This is a genomic window from Streptomyces coelicoflavus (assembly GCF_003112555.1).
Classification (GTDB): Bacteria; Actinomycetota; Actinomycetes; order Streptomycetales; family Streptomycetaceae; genus Streptomyces; species Streptomyces coelicoflavus.
In genome coordinates, this window is sequence record NZ_BEWB01000011.1 from 121,285 (window position 1) to 143,064 (window position 21,780).

A 21,780-nucleotide genomic window follows, 5' to 3' on the forward strand; every position below is an offset into this window, starting at 1 on the left:
AAGGCTCCTGCGGCCAGGGCCGCGACACCTGGACCCACGGGTGGAGCCGGGGGTGGAGATCCACCGCTCCCGCGGTCTCCACCCCCGGCCCGGACGCCCTGGGCGCTCCTACCGGCTCAGTCGCTGGAACCTGCGTACCGCCAGCGGCAGGAAGACCATCGTCAGCACCACCGGCCACACGCCCGCCATCAGCAGCGCGTGCTGCTCCACCCACGAGTCGCCGCCGCCGACCGGTGTGCCGAACAGCTCGCGGGCGGCCGCCGCCGTGGAGGAGATCGGGTTCCACGCGGCCACCCAGCCCAGCCAGTCGGGCATGAGCTGCGGGGCGACGAAGATGCTGGAGATCATCGTCAGCGGGAACGCCACCGCGAACAGGCCGCCGGCCGCCTCCGGGTTGGGCACCAGCAGGCCGAGCCACACCCCGAGCCAGATCAGCGCGAACCGCAGCCACAGCAGCAGCCCGAACGCGGCCAGGAATCCCCAGCCGCCGTCCGGACGCCAGCCCATGGCCAGCGCCGTCAGCACCAGGATCGTCAACTCGGCGCAGGCGACGACGAGATCGGTCACCCCGCGCCCGGCCACCACCGCCGAGGACGCCATCGGCATGGAGCGGAACCGGTCGACGACGCCCTTGGTGGAGTCGTACACGACCACGGTCGCCGTGTTGATGAAGCCGAACGCCATGGTCATCACGAACATGCCCGGCATCAGGAAGTCCTTGTAGTCCCCGCCGCCCGGCACGGTCATCGCGCTGCCGAAGACATAGCCGTAGAGGAGGACGGACAGGATCGGGAAGCCCAGCTGCCAGGCGATGTTGACGGGCTGGCGCTGGTAGTGGGTCAGGCCGCGGCGGACGATGTTGCCGCAGTCGGCGAGGAGCCAGTAGAGGCGGCCGTGCTCGGGCGGGGCCGTCGCCGGGCCGGTGGCGCTGTCGACCTCGAGGGTGCTCATGCGGGCACCGCCTCCTTCTCCTTCTCCGCGTGCCGCGCGGGCTCCGCGCTCGTGCGGTGGCCGGTCAGGCGCAGGAACACGTCGTCGAGGCTCGGCCGGCGCAGGCCGATGTCCTCGACGGCGACACCCTCGTCCTGAAGGGTGCGCGCCACCTCGGTCAGGGCCGCCACCCGGTCGGCGACCGGGGCGTGCACGCGCAGCGCCTCCTCCTCCACCTCCGGTTCGCCCTTGCAGACCCGGGCGACCGTCCTCACCACCCCGGGGATCTCGGCCCGGTCGGCGACCACGACCTCGATCCGGTCGCCGCCGACCCGGTTCTTCAGCCCGTCCGGGGTGTCGTCGGCGATGGCCCGGCCCCGGTCGATGACGGTGATGCGGGAGGCCAGCTTGTCGGCCTCCTCCAGGTACTGCGTGGTCAGCAGGACCGTCGTCCCGTCCGCCACCAGCGCGCGGACCGACTCCCAGACCTCGCCGCGGCTGCGCGGGTCCAGGCCCGTCGTCGGCTCGTCCAGGAACAGGACGGACGGCGCGAGGATCATCGACGCGGCGAGGTCCAGGCGCCGGCGCATGCCGCCGCTGTACTTGCCCACGCCCCGGTCGGCGGCGTCGGTCAGGTCGAACCGCTCCAGCAGCTCGACCGCGCGGGCCCGGGCACGCCGGCCGCCCAGGTGGAACAGGCGCCCGAACATCTCCAGGTTCTGCCGGCCGGTGAGCACCTCGTCCACGGCCGCGTACTGGCCGGTGAGGCCGATCCGCGCCCGCACCTCACGCGCCTGCCGGGTGACGTCCAGTCCGGCCACCTCGGCACGTCCCGCGTCCAGCCGGACCAGCGTGGACAGGATGCGCACGGCGGTGGTCTTGCCCGCGCCGTTCGGCCCGAGCAGGCCGTGCACGGTGCCCTCGCGGACGGTCAGGTCGAAGCCGTCCAGGGCGTGTTTGCCGCCGTACCTCTTCTCCAGACCCTCGGCCCGTACCGCGTGCTTCTCACTCATGGGTCCCAGTCCCCCTCTCACTCCCTTACTGAGTACACCGTACCCGATTGCGCGTACGACGTACGCAGTTTTTGTCCGCAGACCTAGACTGGCCCCATGGCAAGCGGTACGGAGACCAGTGGCAGCGGCGACATCGGCCGCACCCTCGACCTGTTGTGGGACACCGGCCGGCGGCCCAGCCGGGGCCCGCGGCCGGGCCTGACGCTGGAGCGGATCGTGGAGGTCGCCGTCGAGGTCGCGGACCGGGACGGTCTCGGCGCGGTCTCCATGCGCCGGGTCGCCACCGAGCTGGGCACCGGCACGATGTCGCTGTACCGCTACGTCCCCGGCAAGGGCGAGCTGCTCGACCTGATGCTGGACCGCGTGCAGCGCCCGTCCGAGAACCCGGCCGACCTGGGCGACGGCGGCTGGCGCCCGGCGCTGCACGCCCTCGCCCACGCCGCGCTCGCCCTCCACCGCCGCCACACCTGGCTGCTGGAGGTCAACCAGTCCCGCCCGATCCTCGGCCCCTCCGCCCTGGACGGCATGGAGAAGGTGCTCGCCCGGATCAGGCCGATGGGTCTGACCGACCCCGAGCTGGTCTCGGCGGTCGTCATGGTCGAGGGCTATGTCGTCGGTGCCGCCCGCACCCAGGTGTACCAGGAGGAGGCGGAGCGCAGGTCCGGGCTGACGGACGCGGAGTTCTGGGCGGCCCAGGAGCCGGCGCTGGTGAAGGCCATGACGAGCGGGCGGTACCCCGTCCTGGCCTCCCTCTCCGAGGACGCCTTCGGCACCGGGTTCGACCACTTCGAGTTCGGGCTCCAGCGCATCCTGGACGGGCTGGAGGTCCTGGTGGCCTCGCGACGGGCGGCGAACGCCGACGCCGACGCCGCGGGGAACGGCTCAGCGGCGCCGGAAGACCCGGCGTAGGCCGAACAGGGCGGCGAGCGCGACGAGCAGCCCCACCGCGCCGACCTTCAGCGTGTCCCCGCCCGGACCGCCGGAGTCCGCACCCGAGGCGTGGGACCCGGAACCCGATCCGCCGCCGGAGTCGCCACCGTCCTGCCCGGGCACGTCCTCGGCCTTCACGGGGCTGTTGACCCCCTCCATGCCGAGCAGCAGCTTCTTGCCGTCGGTGGTGTAGGTGGCGGACTCGCCCTGCCCCAGGGGCACGCCGATCCGCCCCTTTCGCTGGATCTTCCCGCCGTTCCAGTCGTACCAGATGCCCCCGAGGTACCCGCGCACGGCGAACTGCTCGCCGTCCGGGGAGAACGCCGCGTCGGTGGCCCACAGGTCCACAGGAACGGTGGGCTTGAAGACGTTGGTGCCGGAGGACGACAGCTTCGCCGGGCCCTCGTACAGGTGCCCGCCGTCCTCGTTCTTGTCGATGAGGTAGACCCGCCCGGTCCTGGGGTGGACCAGCATCGACTCCGCGTCGCGGGAACCGTCCGCGTACTTCACCACGTACTGCGTCGCCTTGACGGTCTGGTCCTTCAGCTCCGTCGGCTCGGGCAGCTCGTAGATCCACACGTACGGCCAGGTCACGCCGTCGTTGTCCCCGATGTCGCCGACGAAGATCTTGTTGCCGGGGCCGATGCCGATCGCCTCGACGTCGCGGGGGGTGCCGACGCCGGACAGCGCGACGCGGGCGACGGTCTCGCCGGTGGCGCCGTCGACGGCGTAGAGGTACGGGCCGGTGTCCTGGTCGTTGTGCGTCCAGTAGATGCCGGGGTGCAGGCGGGACGCGGCGAGGCCGCTGGACTCGGTGATGCGCGGGTCCTTGATCGTGAACCCGTCGCTCCCGGCGGGCCCTTCACCCCCGTCCGCCGCCGAGGCGGGCACGGCGAACGCCCCCACGAGGAGGGCCGAGGCGAGGAGGGCGAAGGGTCGGCGCATGCGCCAAGCCTGCCATCCCGCGCGGGCGTTCACGTCGGCGGTCACCCTGCCGGTCACCCTGCGTGGTCGGGCTCACATCGCGTCGACCAGGCCGATCGTCCATGATGAGCGGATGCTCAGGTTCATGTTCGTCGGTGACTCCATGACGATCGGGAGCGCCGGCGAACACACGTGGCGCTACCGGCTGTGGCAGCACCTGCGCGACTCCTACGGCCGCCCCTTCACCTTCGTAGGCCCGCGCGAGACCCTCCACGACCAGGTGACGGACGCCCCCACCTCGTACGCCTACGCCGACCCCGGCTTCCCCCGCGCCCACCTGGCCGGCTGGGGCGAGGGCTGGCACCACATGACGCCGCTGATCGGCGAGACGGTGCGGTCCTGCCGCGCGGACGTGCTCCTGGTCTCCCTGGGCCTGATCGACCTCGGCTTCTACACCAACGCCGAGCAGACCGCCGCCAACGCCCGCACCTTCGTGGCGAACGCGCGCGCGGCGAACCCGCGTGTCCGCACGGCCGTGATGCCGGTGCTGCACAACATCCGGGTGGACGCCGACGAGACCTTCGCCGAGCAGGTCGCCCACTTCAACGAACTTCTCGTGAAGACCGTCACCGACCTCGACGACCCGCGCTCCCCGCTGCTGCTCGTACCGCCGCCGGTGCCGTGGGACTTCCACACGGACACCTACGACGGCACGCATCCCAACGAGAGCGGCGAGCACCGGATCGCGCAGGCGTTCGCCGAGGCGATGGGCGAGGAGTGGGGGCTGGGCGGGCCGTACACCGCCGCCTCGTAGGAGCCCCCCCCGCCTTGGCATATGCGTGTCCTCCCGTGTCCCGGTCGCCGTGCGTATCGTTGTACCGCGCGGCTGCTCCCGCCCGTGGGACAGCCGGGGAGGAGTGCCACGATGACCGTCGTTGACGACAGGATCGACATGGCCGACGCCAACACCCAGCGCCTGGACGAATGGTTCGAGCGACTGGAGCGGATGCCCGTCCCCGAAGGATTCCGGGTCGAGATCGTCGGGGGCAACGTCCACATGACACCGCAGCGCAGCACCCACCACAAAATCATCCGCCGCATCGAACGAGCCGTCGAAGACCGCTTCGGCATGGACGTCGAACTCCTCTCGGACGTCCGTATCGATTTCCCGGGACCGGGTAACGCTTTCTGCCCCGACGTGGCCAAGCTCCGCGACGGGGCCGAGCAGGACGAAACGGGCCACTGGCGTTACCAGGACGTCGAGTTCGTAGCCGAGGTCATCTCCAAAGGCACCGCCGCCAACGACTACGGCCCCAAGAAGCTCGCCTACGCCACCGCAGAGGTCCCCCTCTACCTGATCGCCGACCCCTACCAGGGCCGCTGCCACATCTTCACGCACCCCAAGGACGGCGACTACACGACCGAGACCCGCGTCGCCTTCGGGCAGGAGCTGGACCTCACCGGCACCGTCCTCGGCCTCACCCTCAGGACCGACACCTTCCCCCGCGACTGACCGCCCGCGCCCGCTTGCCTGGAGCGCACTCCAAGTCGTTGGCTTGGGGACCATGAAGTACACGCAGCTCGGACGCACAGGACTCAAGGTCGGCCGGCTCGTCCTCGGGACGATGAACTTCGGTCCGCAGACGGACGAGGCCGACAGCCACGCGATCATGGACGCGGCGCTGGACGCCGGCATCAACCTCTTCGACACCGCCAATGTCTACGGCTGGGGCGAGAACAAGGGCCGTACCGAGGAGATCATCGGCAACTGGTTCGCCAAGGGCGGCAACCGGCGCGACAAGACCGTCCTCGCCACCAAGGTGTACGGCAACATGGGCGCCGACGGCGAGGCGTGGCCCAACCACGACAAGCTGTCCGCCGTGAACATCCGGCGGGCGGTGGACGCCAGCCTCAAGCGGCTCCAGACCGACCACATCGACCTGTACCAGTTCCACCACATCGACCGCGCCACCGGCTTCGACGAGATCTGGCAGGCGATCGACACCCTGGTCCAGCAGGGCAAGGTGCTCTACGCGGGGTCGTCGAACTTCCCCGGGTACAAGATCGCGCAGGCCAACGAGACCGCCGCCCGGCGCGGCGGGACCATCGGGCTGGTCAGCGAGCAGTGCCTGTACAACCTGGCCGAGCGCCGCGCCGAGATGGAGGTGATCCCGGCCGCGCAGGAGTACGGCCTCGGCGTCATCCCGTGGTCGCCGCTGCACGGCGGACTGCTCGGCGGGGTGATCAAGAAGGAGGTCCAGGGCGGGCGCCGCGCCTCGGGACGCGCGGCCGACACCCTGGCCGATCCGGCGAAGCGGGCGCAGATCCAGGCGTACGAGGACCTGCTCGACAAGCACGGTCTGGAGCCCGGCGAGGCCGCGCTGGCCTGGCTGCTGACCCGGCCCGGCGTGACCGGCCCGATCGTGGGTCCGCGCACCGCCGAGCAGCTCGCGTCGGCGCTCAGGGCCGTGGAGCTGGAGCTGTCGGACGAGCTGCTGACCGGACTGGACGAGATCTTCCCGGGTCCGGGGCCCTCTCCGGAGGCCTTCGCCTGGTAGCGGGGTGCGGTGGTGAGCGGGGCGGCGGCCGCCGCACGGGCGGGTCAGCCGAGGGCCGCCGCCAACGCCACCACCACGAGCATCAGCACGAGCACACCGGCCATGATCCGGTTACGGGTCTTCGGGTCCACGCCCCCGAGCCTAACCGGAGGCGCCGAGCGGGCTGCGGGCGACCGCCTCGTAACGGGGCTGCTCGCCGGGGACGCCGGAGTGCGGCAGGTTGCTGCGGACCAGCGCCAGGTCGGTCACCATCCAGGCGGGTCCGGTGAAGCCGGAAAGCGCCTCGACGTAGGGGCGGGCGTCGAGGGCCTGCCTGCTGCGGGCCAGCGTCAGGTGGGGCTTGTAACGCCGGTGCTCGCCCATCGGGACGCCCGCCTTCCGCCCCGCCGACTCGGCACGGTCGGCCAGCAGCCGCAGGGTCGCGAGGCCGCCCTCCGCGCCGGCCCACAGTGCCCGGCCGCGCCCGAACTGACCGCCGCCGCGCAGCGCCAGCTCGAAGGGCGGGGTGCGGTGGGCCGCCCGCTCCAGCCGGGCCGACAGGCCGGGCACGAGGTCGTCGTCGACCTCGCCGTAGAAGGCGAGGGTGAGGTGCCAGCCGGGGCGGCCGGTCCAGCGCAGCCCGTCCGCACCCGGCAGTCGGCGCAGCGCGGCCACCTCGTCGGCGAGGGAGGCGGTGACGTCCTCGGGGGGCAGCACGGCGGCGAACAGTCTCATGCCGCCAGCCTCGCAGAGCCCCGGGGCCCGGTCCTCCGGATTTCCGCCCCTACGCCACCGGTGCCAGCGCCTCCTGCCGCTCCCGCGGCACGAAGCGGACCTGGGGGTGGCCGCGGTGCCAGCCGACGGACAGGCGCAGGTTGCCGACGCGGGCCAGGACCAGGCCGATGACGAGGGCGGCGCTCGCCGCCACCGCGCCGCCCGCGGCGAAGCCGGCCCGGGCGCCGTAGGTGTCGGTGACCCAGCCGACGATCGGGGCGCCGATGGGCGAGCCGCCGAGGAAGACCATCATGTACAGGGCCATCACGCGACCCCGCATGGCCGGGTCGGTGGACATCTGGATGCTGGTGTTGGCGGTGACGTTGACCGTCATGCTGAAGAGGCCGATCGGGACCATCAGCAGCGCGAAGAGCCACAGTTCCGGTGCCGTCGACGCCACGATCTCCAGGGCGCCGAAGCCGAGCGCCGCCGCGATCAGGACGCGCAGCCGGGCCGTGCCGCGGCGGGCGGCGAGCAGCGCGCCGGCCAGCGAGCCGACGGCCATGAGGGTATTGAAGAGGCTGTACGCCCCGGCGCCCGCGTGGAAGACGTCGTCGGCGAAGGCGGACAGGAAGACCGGGAAGTTGAAGCCGAACGTGCCGATGAAGCCGACCAGCACGATGGTCCAGATCAGCTCGGGGCGGCCGGCGACGTAGCGCAGGCCCTCGCGCAGCTGGCCCTTGCCGCGCGGGGTGGGCCGGCCGGCGTGCAGCTCGCGGGCGCGCATCAGCAGCAGGCAGCTGAGCGGCGCGACGAAGGACAGCCCGTTGGCGAGGAACGCCCAGCCGGTGCCCACGCCGGTGATCATCAGACCGGCGACGGCGGGGCCGACCAGGCGGGCGGACTGGAAGTTGGCCGAGTTCATGCTGACCGCGTTCTGCAACTGGTCGCGGCCGACCAGCTCGGAGACGAAGGTCTGGCGGGCCGGGTTGTCCATGACGGTGGCCAGGCCCATCGCGAAGGCGGCGAGGTAGACGTGCCAGACCTGGACGTGTCCGCTGAGGGTGAGGACGGCGAGGGCGAGCGCGGTCAGCGCCATCGCGGACTGGGTGACCAGCAGCGTCGGCCGCTTGGGCAGGCGGTCGACGAGGACGCCGCCGTAGAGGCCGAAGAGCAGCATCGGGAGGAATTGCAGGGCGGTGGTGATGCCCACGGCGGCCGAGGAGCCGGTGAGGCTGAGCACCAGCCAGTCCTGGGCGATGCGCTGCATCCAGGTGCCGATGTTGGAGACGACCTGGCCCATGAAGAACAGGCGGTAGTTCCTGACCTTGAGGGAGGCGAACATCGACGTCTTGCGACGGGCGGCGGGGCCGGTCGGATCGTCCGGGACGGCCGGGACGTCGGGGCCGTCGGGTGCGGGGGCGGAAGCTGCTCCGGATCCCGTACTCAAAAGGGTTCGCCTCCTCGCGAAAACTGCTTACCGGTGTGCGAGCTTCTCCAGCACGGGGGCGGCGGCGCGCAGTTTCGCCCACTCGTCCTCGTCGAGGCCCTCGACGAGCGTGGCCAGGAACGCGTTGCGTTTGCGGCGGCTCTCCTCGAGCATCACCACGGCCTGCTCGGTCTGCGTGACGACCTTCTGGCGCCGGTCCTCGGGGTGCGGCTCCAGCCGGACCAGGCCCTTGGCCTCGAGCAGCGCCACGATGCGGGTCATCGAGGGTGGCTGGACGTGTTCCTTGCGGGCCAGCTCGCCCGGGGTCGCGCTGCCGCAGTTCGACAGGGTGCCCAGCACCGACATCTCGGTCGGGCTGAGCGACTCGTCGACCCGCTGGTGCTTGAGCCGACGGGACAACCGCATCACGGCGGAGCGCAGGGAGTTCACGGCGGCGGCGTCGTCGCCATGCTTGAGGTCCGGCATGTTCCTTAGCGTAACTCATTAGTCTCGCGAAATACCACCGCACCGTCGTCCGCGTGCCCGTGACGCCCGCCACTGAAACCCACAGTTCACCCGTACGAGTGAGTCGTTTCCGGAAATCGGAGCGTCACCGGGCGGGCCGGGGCGACCCTCGTGCTCATGGGGACCAGCGTGCTCAGCCTGCGGATGGACGGGGAGCTGCTCGACCGGCTCCGGGACCATGCGGCCAAAAGAGGAATGAGCGTCCAGGACTATGTCGTCCGGACGCTCATTCGCAATGACTTCGACGAGCGGTTCCAGTCCGCCGTGGAGGAGACGGAACGGTTCTACGGGGTCACCTGAGGCGGCCCCGCGGGCCTCACGTCAGGCCCAGGGCCGGCATCAGGTAGTAGAAGGCGAAGACCGCCGACACCACGTGCATCGCCACCGGCACCTCGCGGCCCCGTCCGGCCGCCAGGCGCAGCACCGAGAAGGTGATGAAGCCCATGCCGATGCCGTTGGTGATCGAGTAGGTGAACGGCATCATCAGCATCGTCACGAAGGCCGGGATGGCGATGGTGAAGTCGGACCAGTCGATCTCCTTGATCGAACCGGCCAGGATCAGGAAGCCGACCGCGATCAGCGCGGGGGTCGCCGCCTGCGACGGGACCATGGTGGCGACCGGCGTGAGGAACAGCGCCAGGGCGAACAGCCCGCCGGTGACGATGTTGGCGAAGCCGGTGCGGGCGCCCTCGCCGACGCCGGCCGTGGACTCCACGAAGCAGGTGGTGGCCGAGGCGGAGCTGGCACCGCCCGCGGCGACCGCGACGCCGTCGACGAACAGGACCTTGCTGATGCCCGGCATCTGGCCCTCGCCGTCGGTCAGCTTCGCCTCGTCGCTGATGCCCATGATCGTGCCCATCGCGTCGAAGAAGCACGACAGCAGCACGGTGAAGACGAACAGCACCCCGGTCAGGATGCCGACCTTCTCGAACCCGCCGAACAGGCTGACCTCGCCGACCAGTCCGAAGTCCGGCGTGGCGACCGGGTTGCCGGGCCACTCGGGGGTGGTCAGGCCCCAGGAGGGGATGTCGGTGACCGCGTTGATGATCATCGCGACGCCCGTCATCACGACGATCGAGATGAGGATGGCACCCGGGGTCTTGCGGACGATCAGCGCGAGGGTCAGCAGCACGCCGAGGACGAAGACCAGGACCGGCCAGCCGTGCAGGTGACCGCCGGTGCCCAGCTGGATCGGGACCGTGGTCTGGGCGGCGTCCGGCATCCGGGTGATGAAGCCGGAGTCGACCAGACCGATGATCATGATGAAGAGGCCGATGCCGATCGCGATGGCCTTGCGCAGGCTGTAGGGCACGGCGTTCATCACGCGCTCGCGCAGACCGGTGGCGACCAGCAGCATGACGACGAAACCGGCCAGCACCACCATGCCCATGGCGTCCGGCCAGGACATCCGCGGGGCGAGCTGGAGGGCGACGACCGAGTTCACGCCGAGGCCCGCGGCCAGCGCGATCGGGACGTTGCCGATGACACCCATCAGGAGGGTGGTGAAGGCCGCCGTCAGGGCGGTCGCGGTGACCAGCTGACCGTTGTCGAGCTGGTGGCCGTACATGTCCTTGGCGCTGCCCAGGATGATCGGGTTCAGCACGATGATGTAGGCCATCGCGAAGAAGGTGGCGAAGCCGCCGCGGATCTCACGGGGCAGGGTGCTGCCGCGCTCGGAGATCTTGAAGTAGCGGTCGAGGCCGTTCTGCGGGGGCCGCCGGTCTTCCGGCGACTCGGGGGACGGGGGGACCTTGGCGGTGGCCGAGGTGGACATGCGGGACCTCATGCACCAACAGGTTCCCCCACGGCCTTGTCGGTGTTCCTATTGGTGTTTTCTACGAATGAAAGCGGTCAGAGACAAACGGGTTCAGTATGAACGTATGAGCCACTGATCGCTATCTCCGCGCGTAGACCCGCGTCGTTCCCGAGTGGCGCCGCGCCGTCCACCTGTTCGCACCCTCCTCGTAAGCTGTACGCATGACGAAGTGGACACCCACGCACGAGGCGCCGGAGCCCCTGGAGGGCCCCGTGGTCCCGACCATCGTCGGCGGCACCATCCTCTGGTTCGTCCTCTTCCTGGTGCAGCTGCCCTTCTACGGCTGGTTCGACGACCACGGGCACGCCTGGTGGGTGTGGACCTGCCTGGCCGGGGCCGGCCTCGGCCTGATCGGCATCTGGTACGTCCGGGGACGCGACGCCGCGATCAAGCGGGACGCGGCCGCCGCCGCGCAGGAGTAGTACCAGGGCAGCACATCCCGCCGGTACGCCTCGTACCCAGGTCGGATCTTCTCCGCGCCCGGTGGGTGGAGCCGTATGTCCGCACGTACCGTCGGATCCATGACGCATCTCGACGCGGACAGACTCGACCCGGAGCACCCCGCGCGTCCCGCCGGCCCGCCTGCGCCCGTGACCGGTCTCACGGCGGCCCAGGTCGCCGAACGGATCGCGCGCGGCGAGATCAACGACGTGCCGGTGCGCAGCAGCCGCTCGCTGGCCGACATCGTCCGCGCCAACGTCTTCACCCGGTTCAACGCGATCATCGGCGTCCTCTGGGTGATCATGCTGATCGTCGCGCCCATCCAGGACAGCCTGTTCGGGTTCGTGATCCTCGCCAACACCGGCATCGGCATCGTCCAGGAGTGGCGGGCGAAGAAGACCCTCGACTCGCTGGCCGTGATCGGCGAGGCCCGCCCGACCGTGCGCCGGGACGGCAAGCCCGCCGAGGTCGGCACCTCGGAGATCGTGCTGGACGACGTCATCGAGATCGGGCCCGGCGACAAGGCCGTCGTCGACGGGGTGTGCGTCGAGGCGGACGGGCTGGAGATCGACGAGTCGCTGCTGACCGGTGAGGCCGACCCGGTGGTCAAGCAGCCCGGCGACCAGGTCATGTCGGGCAGCTTCGTGGTCGCCGGCGGCGGCGCCTTCCGGGCGACCAAGGTGGGGCGCGAGGCGTACGCCGCCCAACTCGCCGAGGAGGCCTCCCGGTTCACGCTGGTCCAGTCGGAGCTGCGCTCCGGCATCTCCACGATCCTCAAGTACGTCACGTGGATGATGGTCCCGACCGCAATCGGCCTGATCCTCAGCCAGCTCCTCGCCAAGGACAACGAACTGGACGACTCGATCGCCCGCACCGTCGGCGGCATCGTGCCCATGGTCCCCGAGGGCCTGGTCCTGCTCACCTCCGTCGCCTTCGCGATCGGCGTCATCCGCCTCGGCCGCAAGCAGTGCCTGGTCCAGGAGCTGCCCGCCATCGAGGGGCTGGCCCGCGTCGACACGGTCTGCCTGGACAAGACCGGCACCCTCACCGAGGGCGGCATGGACGTGACCGGCCTGCGCCTGCTCGGCGGCGCCGACGAGGGGTACGTCCGCACCGTCCTCGGCGCCCTGGGCCAGGCCGACCCGCGCCCGAACGCCTCCCTCCAGGCGATCATCGACACCTACCCGGCGGACGGCGCCGCCGGAGCCTGGCGGTCCACGGGGTCACTGCCCTTCTCCTCCGCCCGCAAGTACAGCGGCGCCGCGTTCGACGAGGGCGACGGCGCCCCGCGTACGTGGCTGCTGGGCGCCCCGGACGTGCTGCTCGCCGAGGACGACCCGGCTCTCGCCGAGACCGGGCGGCTCAACGAGCAGGGTCTGCGCGTCCTGCTGCTGGCCCGCGCCGGCCGCGCCCTGGACGACGCCCGGGTCGCCGAGGGGGCCGAACCCACCGCCCTGGTCGTCCTGGAGCAGCGGCTGCGCCCGGAGGCCGCCGACACCCTGCGCTACTTCGCCGACCAGGACGTCCGCGCCAAGGTCATATCCGGCGACAACGCCGTGTCGGTCGGCGCGGTCGCCGCCAAGCTGGGGCTGTCCGGAGCCACCGTCGACGCGCGCCGGCTGCCCGCCGAGCGGGAGGAGATGGCCGGGGCGCTGGACGAGGGCACGGTGTTCGGGCGGGTCACCCCGCAGCAGAAGCGGGACATGGTGGGCGCCCTCCAGTCACGGGGCCACACGGTCGCGATGACCGGCGACGGCGTCAACGACGTCCTCGCCCTCAAGGACGCCGACATCGGCGTCGCGATGGGGTCGGGCTCGGAGGCGACCCGGGCGGTCGCGCAGATCGTGCTGCTCAACAACAGCTTCGCCACGCTGCCCTCCGTGGTGGCCGAGGGCCGCCGCGTCATCGGCAACATCACGCGCGTGGCGACCCTGTTCCTGGTCAAGACCGTGTACTCGGTGCTGCTCGCGATCCTGGTGGTCTGCTCCCAGGTGGAGTATCCGTTCCTGCCCCGCCACCTCACCCTGCTCTCGACGCTCACCATCGGCGTCCCCGCGTTCTTCCTGGCCCTCGCCCCGAACAAGGAACGGGCCAGGCCCCACTTCGTACGGCGCGTGATGCGGTACGCGATCCCGGGCGGGGTGGTGGCCGGCGCGGCGACCTTCGTGACGTACCTGGTCGCCCGGCAGCACTACACCGGCCCGGAGGCGCTGGACGCGGAGACCAGCGCGGCGACGCTGACGCTGTTCCTGATCTCGATGTGGGTCCTCGCGATCATCGCCCGGCCGTACACCTGGTGGCGGGTGCTGCTGGTGGCCGCGATGGGACTGGGCTTCGTGATCGTGCTGGCGGTGCCGTGGTTGCAGGACTTCTTCGCGCTGAAGCTGGTGGGCGTGACGATGCCGTGGACCGCCGTCGGCATCGCGGTGGCCGGTGCGGGCGTACTGGAGCTGGCGTGGCGGTGGGTGGACCGGAGGCTTCCGGTGTGACGCCGGAGCCGTCCGGTCGTTCGTGGTCTCGTTCGGAATTCAAGGAGTATGGAGGTCGCCGACCCATGTGATCGGAGACATGCTCCTGATGAAGCTTCGTGAAAAGAAGACCGCCGACTCGCAGTCGCAGTCACGCAAAGGAGAGCTGGCGGCCCAGTTGTCGGCTCCGGTACGGGCCTTCATGGCGACCGAGGCGGGCAGCGCCGGACTGCTCCTCGCCGCCGTGGCGGTTGCCCTGGTATGGGCGAACTCCCCCTGGTCGGAGGCGTACACCGCCCTCTGGGGAACGGACGCGTCCGTCACCGTCGGGGACGCCCGGCTGTCGATGGACCTGAGCCACTGGGTCAACGACGGGCTGATGGCCCTGTTCTTCTTCGTCATCGGTCTGGAGGTGCGCTACGAGGTCTCCGTGGGCTCGCTGAACGACCGGCGCCGGATCGTGATCCCGGGCCTGGCGGGCATCGGCGGCATGCTCGTCCCCGTCGTGCTGTACCTGGCGATCGCGCCCGGGGGCGAGGCCGCGCGGGCCTGGGGCGTCGTCATCGGCACCGACACGGCGTTCATGCTGGGCGCGCTCGCCGTGGTGGGCCCGCGGTTCGTCACCCAGCTGCGGGTCTTCCTGCTCGCCATCACCGTCATCGACGACATCGTGGCCGTCACGGTGATCGGCGTGGTCTACTCCGGCAGCATCAACGTGCCGGAGCTGATCGCCGCGCTCGTCCTCGGCGTCGTCCTGTCCGCGCTGACCCGCTTCGGCGTCTGGCAGGCCGCCCCGTACGTGCTGATCGTCCTCGTGATGTGGCTGGCCACCCTCCACGCCGGCCTGCACGCCTCCATCGCCGGCATGCTCGGCGGCCTCCTCATCCCCGCCCGCAAGCCCTCCCGGGAGGGGGTGGAGCAGGCGGCACGGCTCTTCCGCGCCTTCCGCCAGTCGCCCCTCGCCGACGTCGGCAAGACGGCACGCAAGGGACTCCAGCAGGCCGTCTCCGTCAACGAACGGCTCCAGACGGTCCTCCACCCCTGGTCCAGCTATCTCATCGTCCCCGTGTTCGCCCTGGCCAACGCCGGGGTCGACCTGCGCGACGGCGTCCTGACCGACGCGCTGGGCTCCTCCCTCACCTGGGCGGTGGTCGTCGGTCTCGTCGGCGGCAAGCTCCTCGGCATCTGGGGCGGCGCCGCCCTCGGCACCCGGTTCGGCATCGGCAGGCTCCCGACCGGGGTGGCGCCGGGTCACGTCCTGGGCGGCGGCGCGCTGTCCGGACTCGGGTTCACCGTGTCCCTGCTGATCGTCGGGCTCGCCTTCCAGGATCCGGAGGCCCGCGCCCGGGCGACCGTCGGCGTACTGCTCGCGGCGGTGTTCGCGACCCTCGCCGGCTGGGTGGTGTTCCGGCTGGCCGCCAGGCTGAAGGGCCAGACCGACGCCGACCTGCCCCGGTACCTGGACCGCCCGGTGGATCCGCAGCGGGACCACATCCTCGGTCCCCCCGACGCGCCCCTGACCCTGGTGGAGTACGGCGACTTCGAGTGCCCCTTCTGCGCGCACGCCACCGGCGTCACCAAGGAACTGCGGCAGCGCTTCGGCGACCGGTTCCGCTACGTGTTCCGCCACCTGCCGCTGACCGACGTCCACCCGCACGCCGAACTCGCCGCGCGGGCCGCCGTCGCCGCCGAGGCCCAGGGGCGCTTCTGGGAGATGCACGACCTGCTCTACCAGCACCAGGACGAACTCGAGTACGAGGACACCGCCGGTTACGCCGCCGACCTCGGGCTCGACGTCGAGCGGTTCCTGCGCGACCTCGCCGCCGAGGAGACGGCCGTCCGGGTCCGCGAGGACGCCGCCAGCGCCGAGGCGAGCGGGGTCCGCGGCGCACCGACGTTCTTCGTCGGCGACCGCAGGCACACCGGCCCCTACGACGCGCAGTCGCTCGCCCGCGAACTGGAGGCGCTCACCGACGCGCCCTCCGGGGCCGGGCGGGAGTCCTCGGGCTGACCGGCCGCGGCCCGGGTCAGTCGAACCAGCGGTCCCGGGCCAGTTCGTCGGTGCGCGACTCGTCCTCCAGCAGCGCCGCCACCTCGAAGCGGCGCGGCCACTGCCCCGCCGCCCAGGCGAGGCCCGCGGCCACGCCCTCCAGCGTGGCCGCGTGCAGGACCCCGTCGTCGGTCAGACGCCAGTCGATCTCCACGCCGTCGACGACCAGCTCGTCGTGCTCCACGTACGACGCGGGGGTCCGCGACCCGAGCAGCACCCGCACCGGCTCCGGCACGTCGTGCTCGGCGCCCTCGGAGTCGACTCGGCCGGTGACGGACTCGCTCAGCCGCCGCACCTGGAACAGCTCGGCCAGTTCGGCGGCCCGCGCCGGGCGGACCGGCAGCAGCGGCACGCCGGACGTGAAGGGCAGCAGGTCGGGCGAGTCGACCACCACGGCGTCGGCGGCGTCCACCACGCGCACCTCGCCGTCGGCCACGGCCCGCACCTCGTCCGGCAGGGTCACCCGCTCCGGGTCCAGGTCGGCCAGCGCGCCGTACAGGGCGTGCAGTTGGGCGGCCGTGACCGGGCGGTCGGGGTCGGCGAGGCGGTCGAGGAGCTCGGCCGCGCCGCCGGGCTCGTCGAGGAGCGCGGCGACCGAGGTGCGCACGCCCAGTGCCCGCAGCACCTGCTCGTCCTCGAAGCCGGTCGCGTCGGCCTCGTCGTACAGGCCCCGCAGCAGCGGGTCGCCGCCCGCGGCGCGCAGGCCGGCCGGGCGGCGTCCGCCGAGCACCGGGTGGCCGCGCAGCCACCACGCGGTGTAGGGCCGTACGACCTCGTGGGTGCCGTCGGGCAGCAGGACGCGCACCGGCTGGACCAGCGCGTCGCGCAGCGGCGGCCGGGACAGCAGGGCGAGGGCCTCGGGCCAGCGGTCGTCGGCCACGAGGTCGAGGTCGCGCACGGCGGTGATCTCGGTGGCGACCGGCGGCACGGGGCTGTCCGGGAAGCGGTCGAGGACGTCCTCGCTCCACACGTCCACGGCGTCGAGCAGCCCCGCGTCGTCCGGCTCGGCGAAGTCGCCCTCGCGGGGCTCCAGTTCGTCGGGGTCCAGGACGACGTCGGTGGCGCGGACGAGGGCGAAGGTGACCAGGACGCCGCAGGCGGCCAGCGGGTCGGGACCCCACTTCTCGGCGAGTTCGGCGTCCACGGCGGCGAGTTCGTCCTCGCGCATGACGCGGGCGAACGGGCCGCCGGGGAAGACGAGTTCGCCGGCCGGGGAGAGTTCGCCGTCCTCGTCGGGCAGGGCGAGGGCGCCCAGCCAGGGCTCGTCCCCGGCGTCGAGCCCGGCGTCGCGGACCAGGCCGAGGACGGTGTCGGCCAGTTCCTCGGCGTCGAGTGAGTCCTCCTCCCAGTTGACGCCGCCCTCGTCGTCCAGGGAGGCGGCGACGGCCGCCCGGACCTGCGGGGTGGTGAGCACGGCACGCGGGGTGGCCGGGAGGGCGCCGAGCTTCTCGAGGAGGGGGTGCGCGGCGTCCGGGTGGGCGACCTTCAGGCCGAGCCGGGTGAGGACCTCCGGGTCGAGGGAGGCGGCCTCCGAGGAGGGCAGCAGCACCTGCCGGGGCCCGATGGTCGTCCGCCCGTCCGCAAGGGGCACCGGCAGCCCGGACAGCCGGTCCGGGTCGACCCCGGCGAGGCTGTCGTAGAGCCGCCACCACCAGCCGGGCGCCTTCTCCAGGCCCGCCAGCCGGTCGACCGCGTCGGTCAGCGGCACCCGGGCCACGCCCAGCGTGCGCAGTTCGGCGCGGCGTTCCAGACCGGCGGGCAGCAGCGTCGGCAGCACCTCGGCCAGCACCCGCACGGTGTCGGCGCCCGCGCCCTCCACCACCTCGGCGTCGCGCGGCCGCAACGACTCCGGAAGATCGTCCTCCGCGTCCGGGCCGCCGGAGGGCAGGGCGGGCGGCAGGAAGGAGGTGCGCGGCAGCCGGTCGAGGATCGCCTGCCGCAGCGCGCCGTCCAGTTCGCCCCGGCCCAGCGCGCCGGGCACCAGGCCGATGAGGCCGGTACCGACCGGCCGCCAGTCGGCGAGCAGCCCGGCGTAGGCGTCGGCGGCCCGTTCGGTGAGGAAGTCGGTGAGCGGTCCGGGCGCGGTGTGCCGGCGGGTCGCGTCCAGCGGGAAGGACGCGATCAGCAGGGCGGGCACGCCGAGCGGTTCGTCGCTGGGGGTGGGCGCGTGGACCACCGGGCTGGTGCGGGGCCGATCGGGCGCGCCGTCGGCGTCGACGGGCACCGCCCAGGTCACGGACCAGTGCGGACGCAGCCGCTCCTCGACCGGCCGGTCGGCGAGCAGGTCGGGGGTGAGCGGGCCGTGCGCGGCGGCGGTCCGCCAGCGGGTGACGCCCTCGCGGGAGTCCTCCACGACGGTCAGGGCGTCCTCGGCACGGCGGGAGAGGGTGCGCACCTCGTCCCCGGCCTCGATCACGACCTCCGCCAGCCCCGGCAGGGCCAGCAGCAGGGCGTCGTCCACGGCGTGCAGGAGCCGTTCGGCGAGGTCGGCGGCGGCCGTGTCGCGCAGCGGCAGGATGACGGCCGTGTCGTACGGCGCGGGTGCGCTGCCCTCGGCGGGGAACGGCAGCCGCAGCAGCGGTACGTGCCCGTCGCGCCGCCGGATCTCGTCGCCCAGGCCGGGGCTGTGCCGGGCGGTGTCGGCGGCCAGGTCGCGGGCCTCGGCCAGGGACCAGCGCACCCCGCCGTGCCGTCCGACGACGGCGGGCTCGTCGGTGACGGCCAGGACGGCGGCGAAGCCCACCCCGAACCGGCCGACCGAGCCGTCCCCCGCGTCCCGCTTGGCGGAGGCGCGCAGCGTGGACAGCGACTCGACGCCGGTCGCGTCCAGCGGGGCGCCGGTGTTGGCGGCGACGAGGACACCGTCGCGCAGGGTCAGCCGGAGCCGGCCGGGCACGCCGGCCCGCGCGGCGGCGTCGGCGGCGTTCTGCGCCAGCTCGACGACCAGCCGGTCGCGGTAGCCGCCGAGGACGAGGTCCTCCTCCGCGTTGGCGTCCTCACGGAACCGGGCCGGGCTCGTCGCCCACGCGTCCAGCACCCCGCGCCGCAGCCGTGCCGTACCGAACGGATCGGCACCCTCGGCGGCAGGCCGTACGAACATGCTCACGGTGACTCTCCTCATCGACGGACCACGAAGGTACCGCCCCGGCCGACGGCGCACCCATGACGCAGGCCTGCATCATCCAGCCCGTCCTGGGGGTACCCCCTCTGGGGGAGTTTGAGGACGAGGCCGTCAAGGCCGAAGGGGGGTCCGGGGGCGCAGTCCCCGGGGACGCGAGCCACCACGCACCCGCACCAGACGACGCACCGGCACCCTACGAATGCCCCAGCTCCGCCAAGGCCACGTCCTCGGCCACCGGCACCGAGCCGGAGTCCGCGGCCGGCCGCAGCGGGAAGGGGTCCACCCGCGTCTCGTCGATCACCGGCGGAGCCACCCGCGGCGGCTTCGGCATGACCGCCGCCTCGGAGTGCCCGCCGCACCCGTAGGCCAGCGAGACCACGTGCCCGTCCGCCGGGGAGAACTCGTTGGCGCACACCCCGAAGGCCTGTCCGAGCGAGCCGCCGATGCGGGCGAGGAAGCCGCAGCTGACGCAGGAGGCGGGCGCCGCCTGGGCCATCGCGGTCTTGGGGCCGTAGCCGTCCTCCCAGCGGTCCGCGGCGACGTGCAGGCCGTACCGGGACAGCACCCGGGTGCGGCGCAGGCCCAGCTCCTCGGCGACCGCCGAGATCGTGCCGCGGGCCGGGACGGTGGACAGCTCGGCGGGCGGCCCGGCGGTCACCTCGGCGTCCTCGGCCTCGACCAGGTCGGCCATCTCGTGGGAGACGGCGGAGTTGGGCGGCGGCTCGTCCTCGCCGGTCCAGCCGGGCTCGAGCCGCAGGTCCTCCGCGTCGGTGGGCAGCAGGTCGCCCGGCCCCATGTCGCCGGGGCGCAGCCGCTCGCTCCACGGCACCCACTCGGGGGCGAGGAGCGCGTCGGGGCCGGGCAGCAGCACCGCCTCGTCCACCGTGACGATCTTCGCGCGGGAGGCACGGGCCACCGTGACGGCCCAGCGCCAGCCCCGGTACCCCATCTCCTTGCAGGCGAAATAATGGGTGACGACCCGGTCGCCCTCCGACACCATGCCCTCGTGCTCGCCGACGACGCCGGGTGCGGCGGCCTCCTCGGCCGCGGTCCGGGCGAGGTCGACGGCCTCGGCGCACAGACGGTCAGGGGTGCGGCTTCGCGTTGTCGCTGCGCTCACAGGTATCGCTTCTCTCCATACGCCGTCTCACGAGTGCACCGCTGTGTGCGAGGGGCGGACGGAGCGGACCTGCGGACCGCGTCGACGTCCGCGCCCGATCGCGCTCGGGCGCACCTACGTCATCCATTCTGCGGGATGGCCGTACGGCGCGCGGCCGAGAACGTTCGCCACGGCGCGCTACGCACGCTACCTGCTCATGTGCCCTGGGCCTACACCGACGGGAGTTTCGGCGGGGTACGACCGGACGATCCCGGGTGGCGCGGGCGCCGTCGTCACCCGACTCGATCACCGCCATCCGTGCCGTATCGACGCTACAGCCGCCGCTGACGGGGCACTATGACGGGGTGGCAGCCGCACGGACGGAGTTCAAGCGCGGGAGCCGTGGGCGCGGCCCCGGCTCCCGGTTCCGTGCGGTCGGCCGGGCCCTGCGCCTGCCGGTGACCGGCACGGCGCGCGGCATCCGCCGGGCGACGCACGCGCACGGCGCCGGCGAGTCGGGCCTCGGCAAGCTGATCGAGCTGCACGGGGTGAACGGTGCCGGCGACGTGATGATCACCGTCGCGCTCGCCTCCACCGTCTTCTTCTCCGTGCCCACCGACGAGGCACGCGGGCGGGTCGCGCTGTACCTCGCCATCACCATGGCGCCGTTCACGCTCCTCGCGCCGGTGATCGGCCCGCTCCTGGACCGGCTGCCGCACGGCCGCCGCGCGGCGATGGCGTGCGCGATGGCCGCCCGGGCGCTGCTCGCGCTGGTGCTGTCGGCCGCGGTCGTCACCGGCGGCATCGAGCTGTACCCGGCCGCGCTCGGCGTGCTGGTCTCCTCGAAGGCGTACGGCGTGGTCAGGAGCGCGGTGGTGCCGCGGCTGCTGCCGCCCCGGGTCTCCCTGGTGAAGGCGAACTCGCGGGTCACGCTGTGCGGACTGCTGGCCACCGGTGTCGCGGCGCCGATCGGCGCGGGGCTCCAGCAGGTGGGGCCGCGGTGGCCGCTGTACGGCGCCTTCCTGATCTTCGTGGCGGGCACCGTGCTGTCGTTCACGCTGCCGCGGAAGGTGGACTCGGCGCGCGGCGAGGACCGGGCGCTGCTCGCCGCGGACGAGGGACACCTGCCGGGACCGCTGCGCGGGCGGGGCAAGCGTCCCGGCCTGCGCACGGTGGGCCCGGCGGTGACCCACGCGCTGGCCGCCAACGCGGCCATCCGCTGCCTGACCGGCTTCCTGATCTTCTTCCTGGCGTTCCTGCTGCGGGTGCACCCGATGACCGGCCAGAGCGCGGCGGTGTCGCTGGGCATCGTGGGCGTCGCGGCCGGTGCGGGCAACGCGCTGGGCACGGCGGTCGGGGCGTGGCTGCGCTCCCGGGCGCCGGAGGTCATCATCGTCACGGTGGTCGCCGTCGTGCTGGGCGCGGCGGTGGTCGCCGCGGTGTTCTTCAGCGCCTTCCTGGTGGCGTGCCTGGCGGCGGTCGCCGGGTTCGCGCAGGCGCTGGCCAAGCTGTCCCTGGACGCGCTGATCCAGCGGGACGTGCCGGAGCAGGTGCGCACGTCGGCGTTCGCGCGCTCGGAGACGCTGCTCCAGGTCTCCTGGGTGCTCGGCGGCGCCGTCGGCATCGTGCTGCCGCTCAACGGCACGCTGGGCCTGTCGGTGGCCGCCGCGATCATCGCCGCCGGGTGGCTGACGACCGTACGGGGGCTGCTCGACTCGGCGCGGCACGGGGGCAGGACTCGGCCGAGGGTGGCGTGACCACGCCACGCCGTACCCAGGTGGGG

At 72.6% G+C, this 21,780-nt stretch carries 18 protein-coding genes; 9 read left to right on the forward strand and 9 right to left on the reverse strand.

Going from position 1 to position 21,780, the window contains the following annotated elements; all coding sequences use genetic code 11:
- Positions 1-108: 108 nt before the first annotated feature.
- Entirely contained in the window at positions 109-951 is an 843-nt protein-coding gene (locus Sco07f_RS26400; protein WP_108989389.1) for an ABC transporter permease, read from the reverse strand.
- Positions 948-1,943, reverse strand: a complete 996-nt coding sequence (locus tag Sco07f_RS26405) for an ATP-binding cassette domain-containing protein (protein WP_054103601.1) — start codon at positions 1,941-1,943, stop codon at positions 948-950. The genes Sco07f_RS26400 and Sco07f_RS26405 overlap by 4 nt, the downstream gene beginning before the upstream one ends.
- Positions 1,944-2,039: 96 nt before the next feature.
- On the opposite strand from Sco07f_RS26405, the gene Sco07f_RS26410 reads away from it, so the two are divergent.
- The gene (locus Sco07f_RS26410; protein ID WP_087790527.1) at positions 2,040-2,852 is read left to right on the forward strand and encodes a TetR/AcrR family transcriptional regulator; all 813 of its coding nucleotides are present in this window, start codon (positions 2,040-2,042) and stop codon (positions 2,850-2,852) included.
- Here Sco07f_RS26410 and Sco07f_RS26415 read toward each other — a convergent pair.
- On the reverse strand, positions 2,826-3,818 hold the full coding sequence (locus Sco07f_RS26415) for a WD40 repeat domain-containing protein (RefSeq protein WP_167468232.1): 993 nt from the start codon (positions 3,816-3,818) through the stop codon (positions 2,826-2,828). The two genes, Sco07f_RS26410 and Sco07f_RS26415, sit on opposite strands and share 27 nt — an antisense overlap.
- A 112-nt stretch (positions 3,819-3,930) precedes the next feature.
- Between Sco07f_RS26415 and Sco07f_RS26420 the strand changes: the two genes are divergently transcribed.
- From Sco07f_RS26420 to Sco07f_RS26430, 3 genes are all read left to right on the forward strand, one after another.
- On the forward strand, positions 3,931-4,611 hold the full coding sequence (locus Sco07f_RS26420) for a GDSL-type esterase/lipase family protein (protein ID WP_108989390.1): 681 nt from the start codon (positions 3,931-3,933) through the stop codon (positions 4,609-4,611).
- Positions 4,612-4,722: 111 nt separating this feature from the next.
- The gene (locus Sco07f_RS26425) at positions 4,723-5,310 is read left to right on the forward strand and encodes a Uma2 family endonuclease (protein WP_108989391.1); all 588 of its coding nucleotides are present in this window, start codon (positions 4,723-4,725) and stop codon (positions 5,308-5,310) included.
- A gap of 52 nt (positions 5,311-5,362) precedes the next feature.
- A complete protein-coding gene (locus Sco07f_RS26430; RefSeq protein ID WP_108989392.1) occupies positions 5,363-6,355 on the forward strand; it encodes an aldo/keto reductase in 993 nt (330 codons plus the stop codon).
- Between the two features lie 141 nt (positions 6,356-6,496).
- On the opposite strand, the gene thpR is transcribed toward Sco07f_RS26430, so the two are convergent.
- Genes thpR through Sco07f_RS26445 form a run of 3 tightly spaced genes read right to left on the reverse strand, consistent with a single transcriptional unit; the run spans position 6,497 to position 8,963 of the window.
- Positions 6,497-7,069, reverse strand: a complete 573-nt coding sequence (gene thpR, locus Sco07f_RS26435; RefSeq protein WP_108989393.1) for an RNA 2',3'-cyclic phosphodiesterase — start codon at positions 7,067-7,069, stop codon at positions 6,497-6,499.
- Between the two features lie 49 nt (positions 7,070-7,118).
- Positions 7,119-8,498, reverse strand: a complete 1,380-nt coding sequence (locus Sco07f_RS26440) for an MFS transporter (RefSeq protein ID WP_007450856.1) — start codon at positions 8,496-8,498, stop codon at positions 7,119-7,121.
- A gap of 27 nt (positions 8,499-8,525) precedes the next feature.
- Entirely contained in the window at positions 8,526-8,963 is a 438-nt protein-coding gene (locus tag Sco07f_RS26445) for a MarR family winged helix-turn-helix transcriptional regulator (protein ID WP_007450858.1), read from the reverse strand.
- Positions 8,964-9,113: 150 nt separating this feature from the next.
- On the opposite strand from Sco07f_RS26445, the gene Sco07f_RS26450 reads away from it, so the two are divergent.
- Positions 9,114-9,302 (forward strand): hypothetical protein, encoded by a 189-nt coding sequence (locus Sco07f_RS26450; RefSeq protein ID WP_042826401.1) that lies wholly within the window; start codon positions 9,114-9,116, stop codon positions 9,300-9,302.
- 16 nt (positions 9,303-9,318) lie between these two features.
- Here the strand turns inward: Sco07f_RS26450 and Sco07f_RS26455 are convergent, their stop codons facing one another.
- Positions 9,319-10,776, reverse strand: coding sequence for an NCS2 family permease (locus tag Sco07f_RS26455; protein WP_108989394.1), 1,458 nt, complete (start codon positions 10,774-10,776; stop codon positions 9,319-9,321).
- Between the two features lie 203 nt (positions 10,777-10,979).
- On the opposite strand from Sco07f_RS26455, the gene Sco07f_RS26460 reads away from it, so the two are divergent.
- From Sco07f_RS26460 to nhaA, 3 genes are all read left to right on the forward strand, one after another.
- Positions 10,980-11,240: a DUF2530 domain-containing protein gene (locus Sco07f_RS26460; protein WP_007450878.1), complete on the forward strand. Its 261-nt coding sequence runs from the start codon at positions 10,980-10,982 to the stop codon at positions 11,238-11,240.
- A 99-nt stretch (positions 11,241-11,339) separates the two neighbouring features.
- On the forward strand, positions 11,340-13,748 hold the full coding sequence (locus Sco07f_RS26465; RefSeq protein WP_108989489.1) for a cation-translocating P-type ATPase: 2,409 nt from the start codon (positions 11,340-11,342) through the stop codon (positions 13,746-13,748).
- Positions 13,749-13,836: 88 nt separating this feature from the next.
- On the forward strand, positions 13,837-15,738 hold the full coding sequence (nhaA, locus tag Sco07f_RS26470; protein WP_174855414.1) for a Na+/H+ antiporter NhaA: 1,902 nt from the start codon (positions 13,837-13,839) through the stop codon (positions 15,736-15,738).
- A 16-nt stretch (positions 15,739-15,754) separates the two neighbouring features.
- Here the strand turns inward: nhaA and Sco07f_RS26475 are convergent, their stop codons facing one another.
- A complete protein-coding gene (locus Sco07f_RS26475; protein WP_174855415.1) occupies positions 15,755-18,898 on the reverse strand; it encodes a sacsin N-terminal ATP-binding-like domain-containing protein in 3,144 nt (1,047 codons plus the stop codon).
- A gap of 193 nt (positions 18,899-19,091) precedes the next feature.
- Positions 19,092-20,018, reverse strand: coding sequence for a DUF3027 domain-containing protein (locus Sco07f_RS26480; RefSeq protein WP_108989396.1), 927 nt, complete (start codon positions 20,016-20,018; stop codon positions 19,092-19,094).
- Positions 20,019-20,362: 344 nt separating this feature from the next.
- On the opposite strand from Sco07f_RS26480, the gene Sco07f_RS26485 reads away from it, so the two are divergent.
- On the forward strand, positions 20,363-21,754 hold the full coding sequence (locus tag Sco07f_RS26485) for an MFS transporter (protein WP_042826403.1): 1,392 nt from the start codon (positions 20,363-20,365) through the stop codon (positions 21,752-21,754).
- The last annotated feature ends 26 nt before the right edge of the window (positions 21,755-21,780 follow it).

Bases quoted from the DNA above. Each gene is read 5' to 3' on its own strand.
- Sco07f_RS26445 (WP_007450858.1), bottom strand. From the start codon at position 8,963: ATGCCGGACCTCAAGCATGGCGACGACGCCGCCGCCGTGAACTCCCTG.
- Sco07f_RS26455 (WP_108989394.1), bottom strand. From the start codon at position 10,776: ATGTCCACCTCGGCCACCGCCAAGGTCCCCCCGTCCCCCGAGTCGCCG.
- Sco07f_RS26430 (WP_108989392.1), top strand. From the start codon at position 5,363: ATGAAGTACACGCAGCTCGGACGCACAGGACTCAAGGTCGGCCGGCTC.
- Sco07f_RS26410 (WP_087790527.1), top strand. From the start codon at position 2,040: ATGGCAAGCGGTACGGAGACCAGTGGCAGCGGCGACATCGGCCGCACC.
- Sco07f_RS26465 (WP_108989489.1), top strand. From the start codon at position 11,340: ATGACGCATCTCGACGCGGACAGACTCGACCCGGAGCACCCCGCGCGT.
- Sco07f_RS26425 (WP_108989391.1), top strand. From the start codon at position 4,723: ATGACCGTCGTTGACGACAGGATCGACATGGCCGACGCCAACACCCAG.
- nhaA (WP_174855414.1), top strand. From the start codon at position 13,837: ATGAAGCTTCGTGAAAAGAAGACCGCCGACTCGCAGTCGCAGTCACGC.
- Sco07f_RS26415 (WP_167468232.1), bottom strand. From the start codon at position 3,818: ATGCGCCGACCCTTCGCCCTCCTCGCCTCGGCCCTCCTCGTGGGGGCG.
- Sco07f_RS26460 (WP_007450878.1), top strand. From the start codon at position 10,980: ATGACGAAGTGGACACCCACGCACGAGGCGCCGGAGCCCCTGGAGGGC.
- Sco07f_RS26420 (WP_108989390.1), top strand. From the start codon at position 3,931: ATGCTCAGGTTCATGTTCGTCGGTGACTCCATGACGATCGGGAGCGCC.
- Sco07f_RS26405 (WP_054103601.1), bottom strand. From the start codon at position 1,943: ATGAGTGAGAAGCACGCGGTACGGGCCGAGGGTCTGGAGAAGAGGTAC.
- thpR (WP_108989393.1), bottom strand. From the start codon at position 7,069: ATGAGACTGTTCGCCGCCGTGCTGCCCCCCGAGGACGTCACCGCCTCC.
- Sco07f_RS26475 (WP_174855415.1), bottom strand. From the start codon at position 18,898: ATGAGGAGAGTCACCGTGAGCATGTTCGTACGGCCTGCCGCCGAGGGT.
- Sco07f_RS26400 (WP_108989389.1), bottom strand. From the start codon at position 951: ATGAGCACCCTCGAGGTCGACAGCGCCACCGGCCCGGCGACGGCCCCG.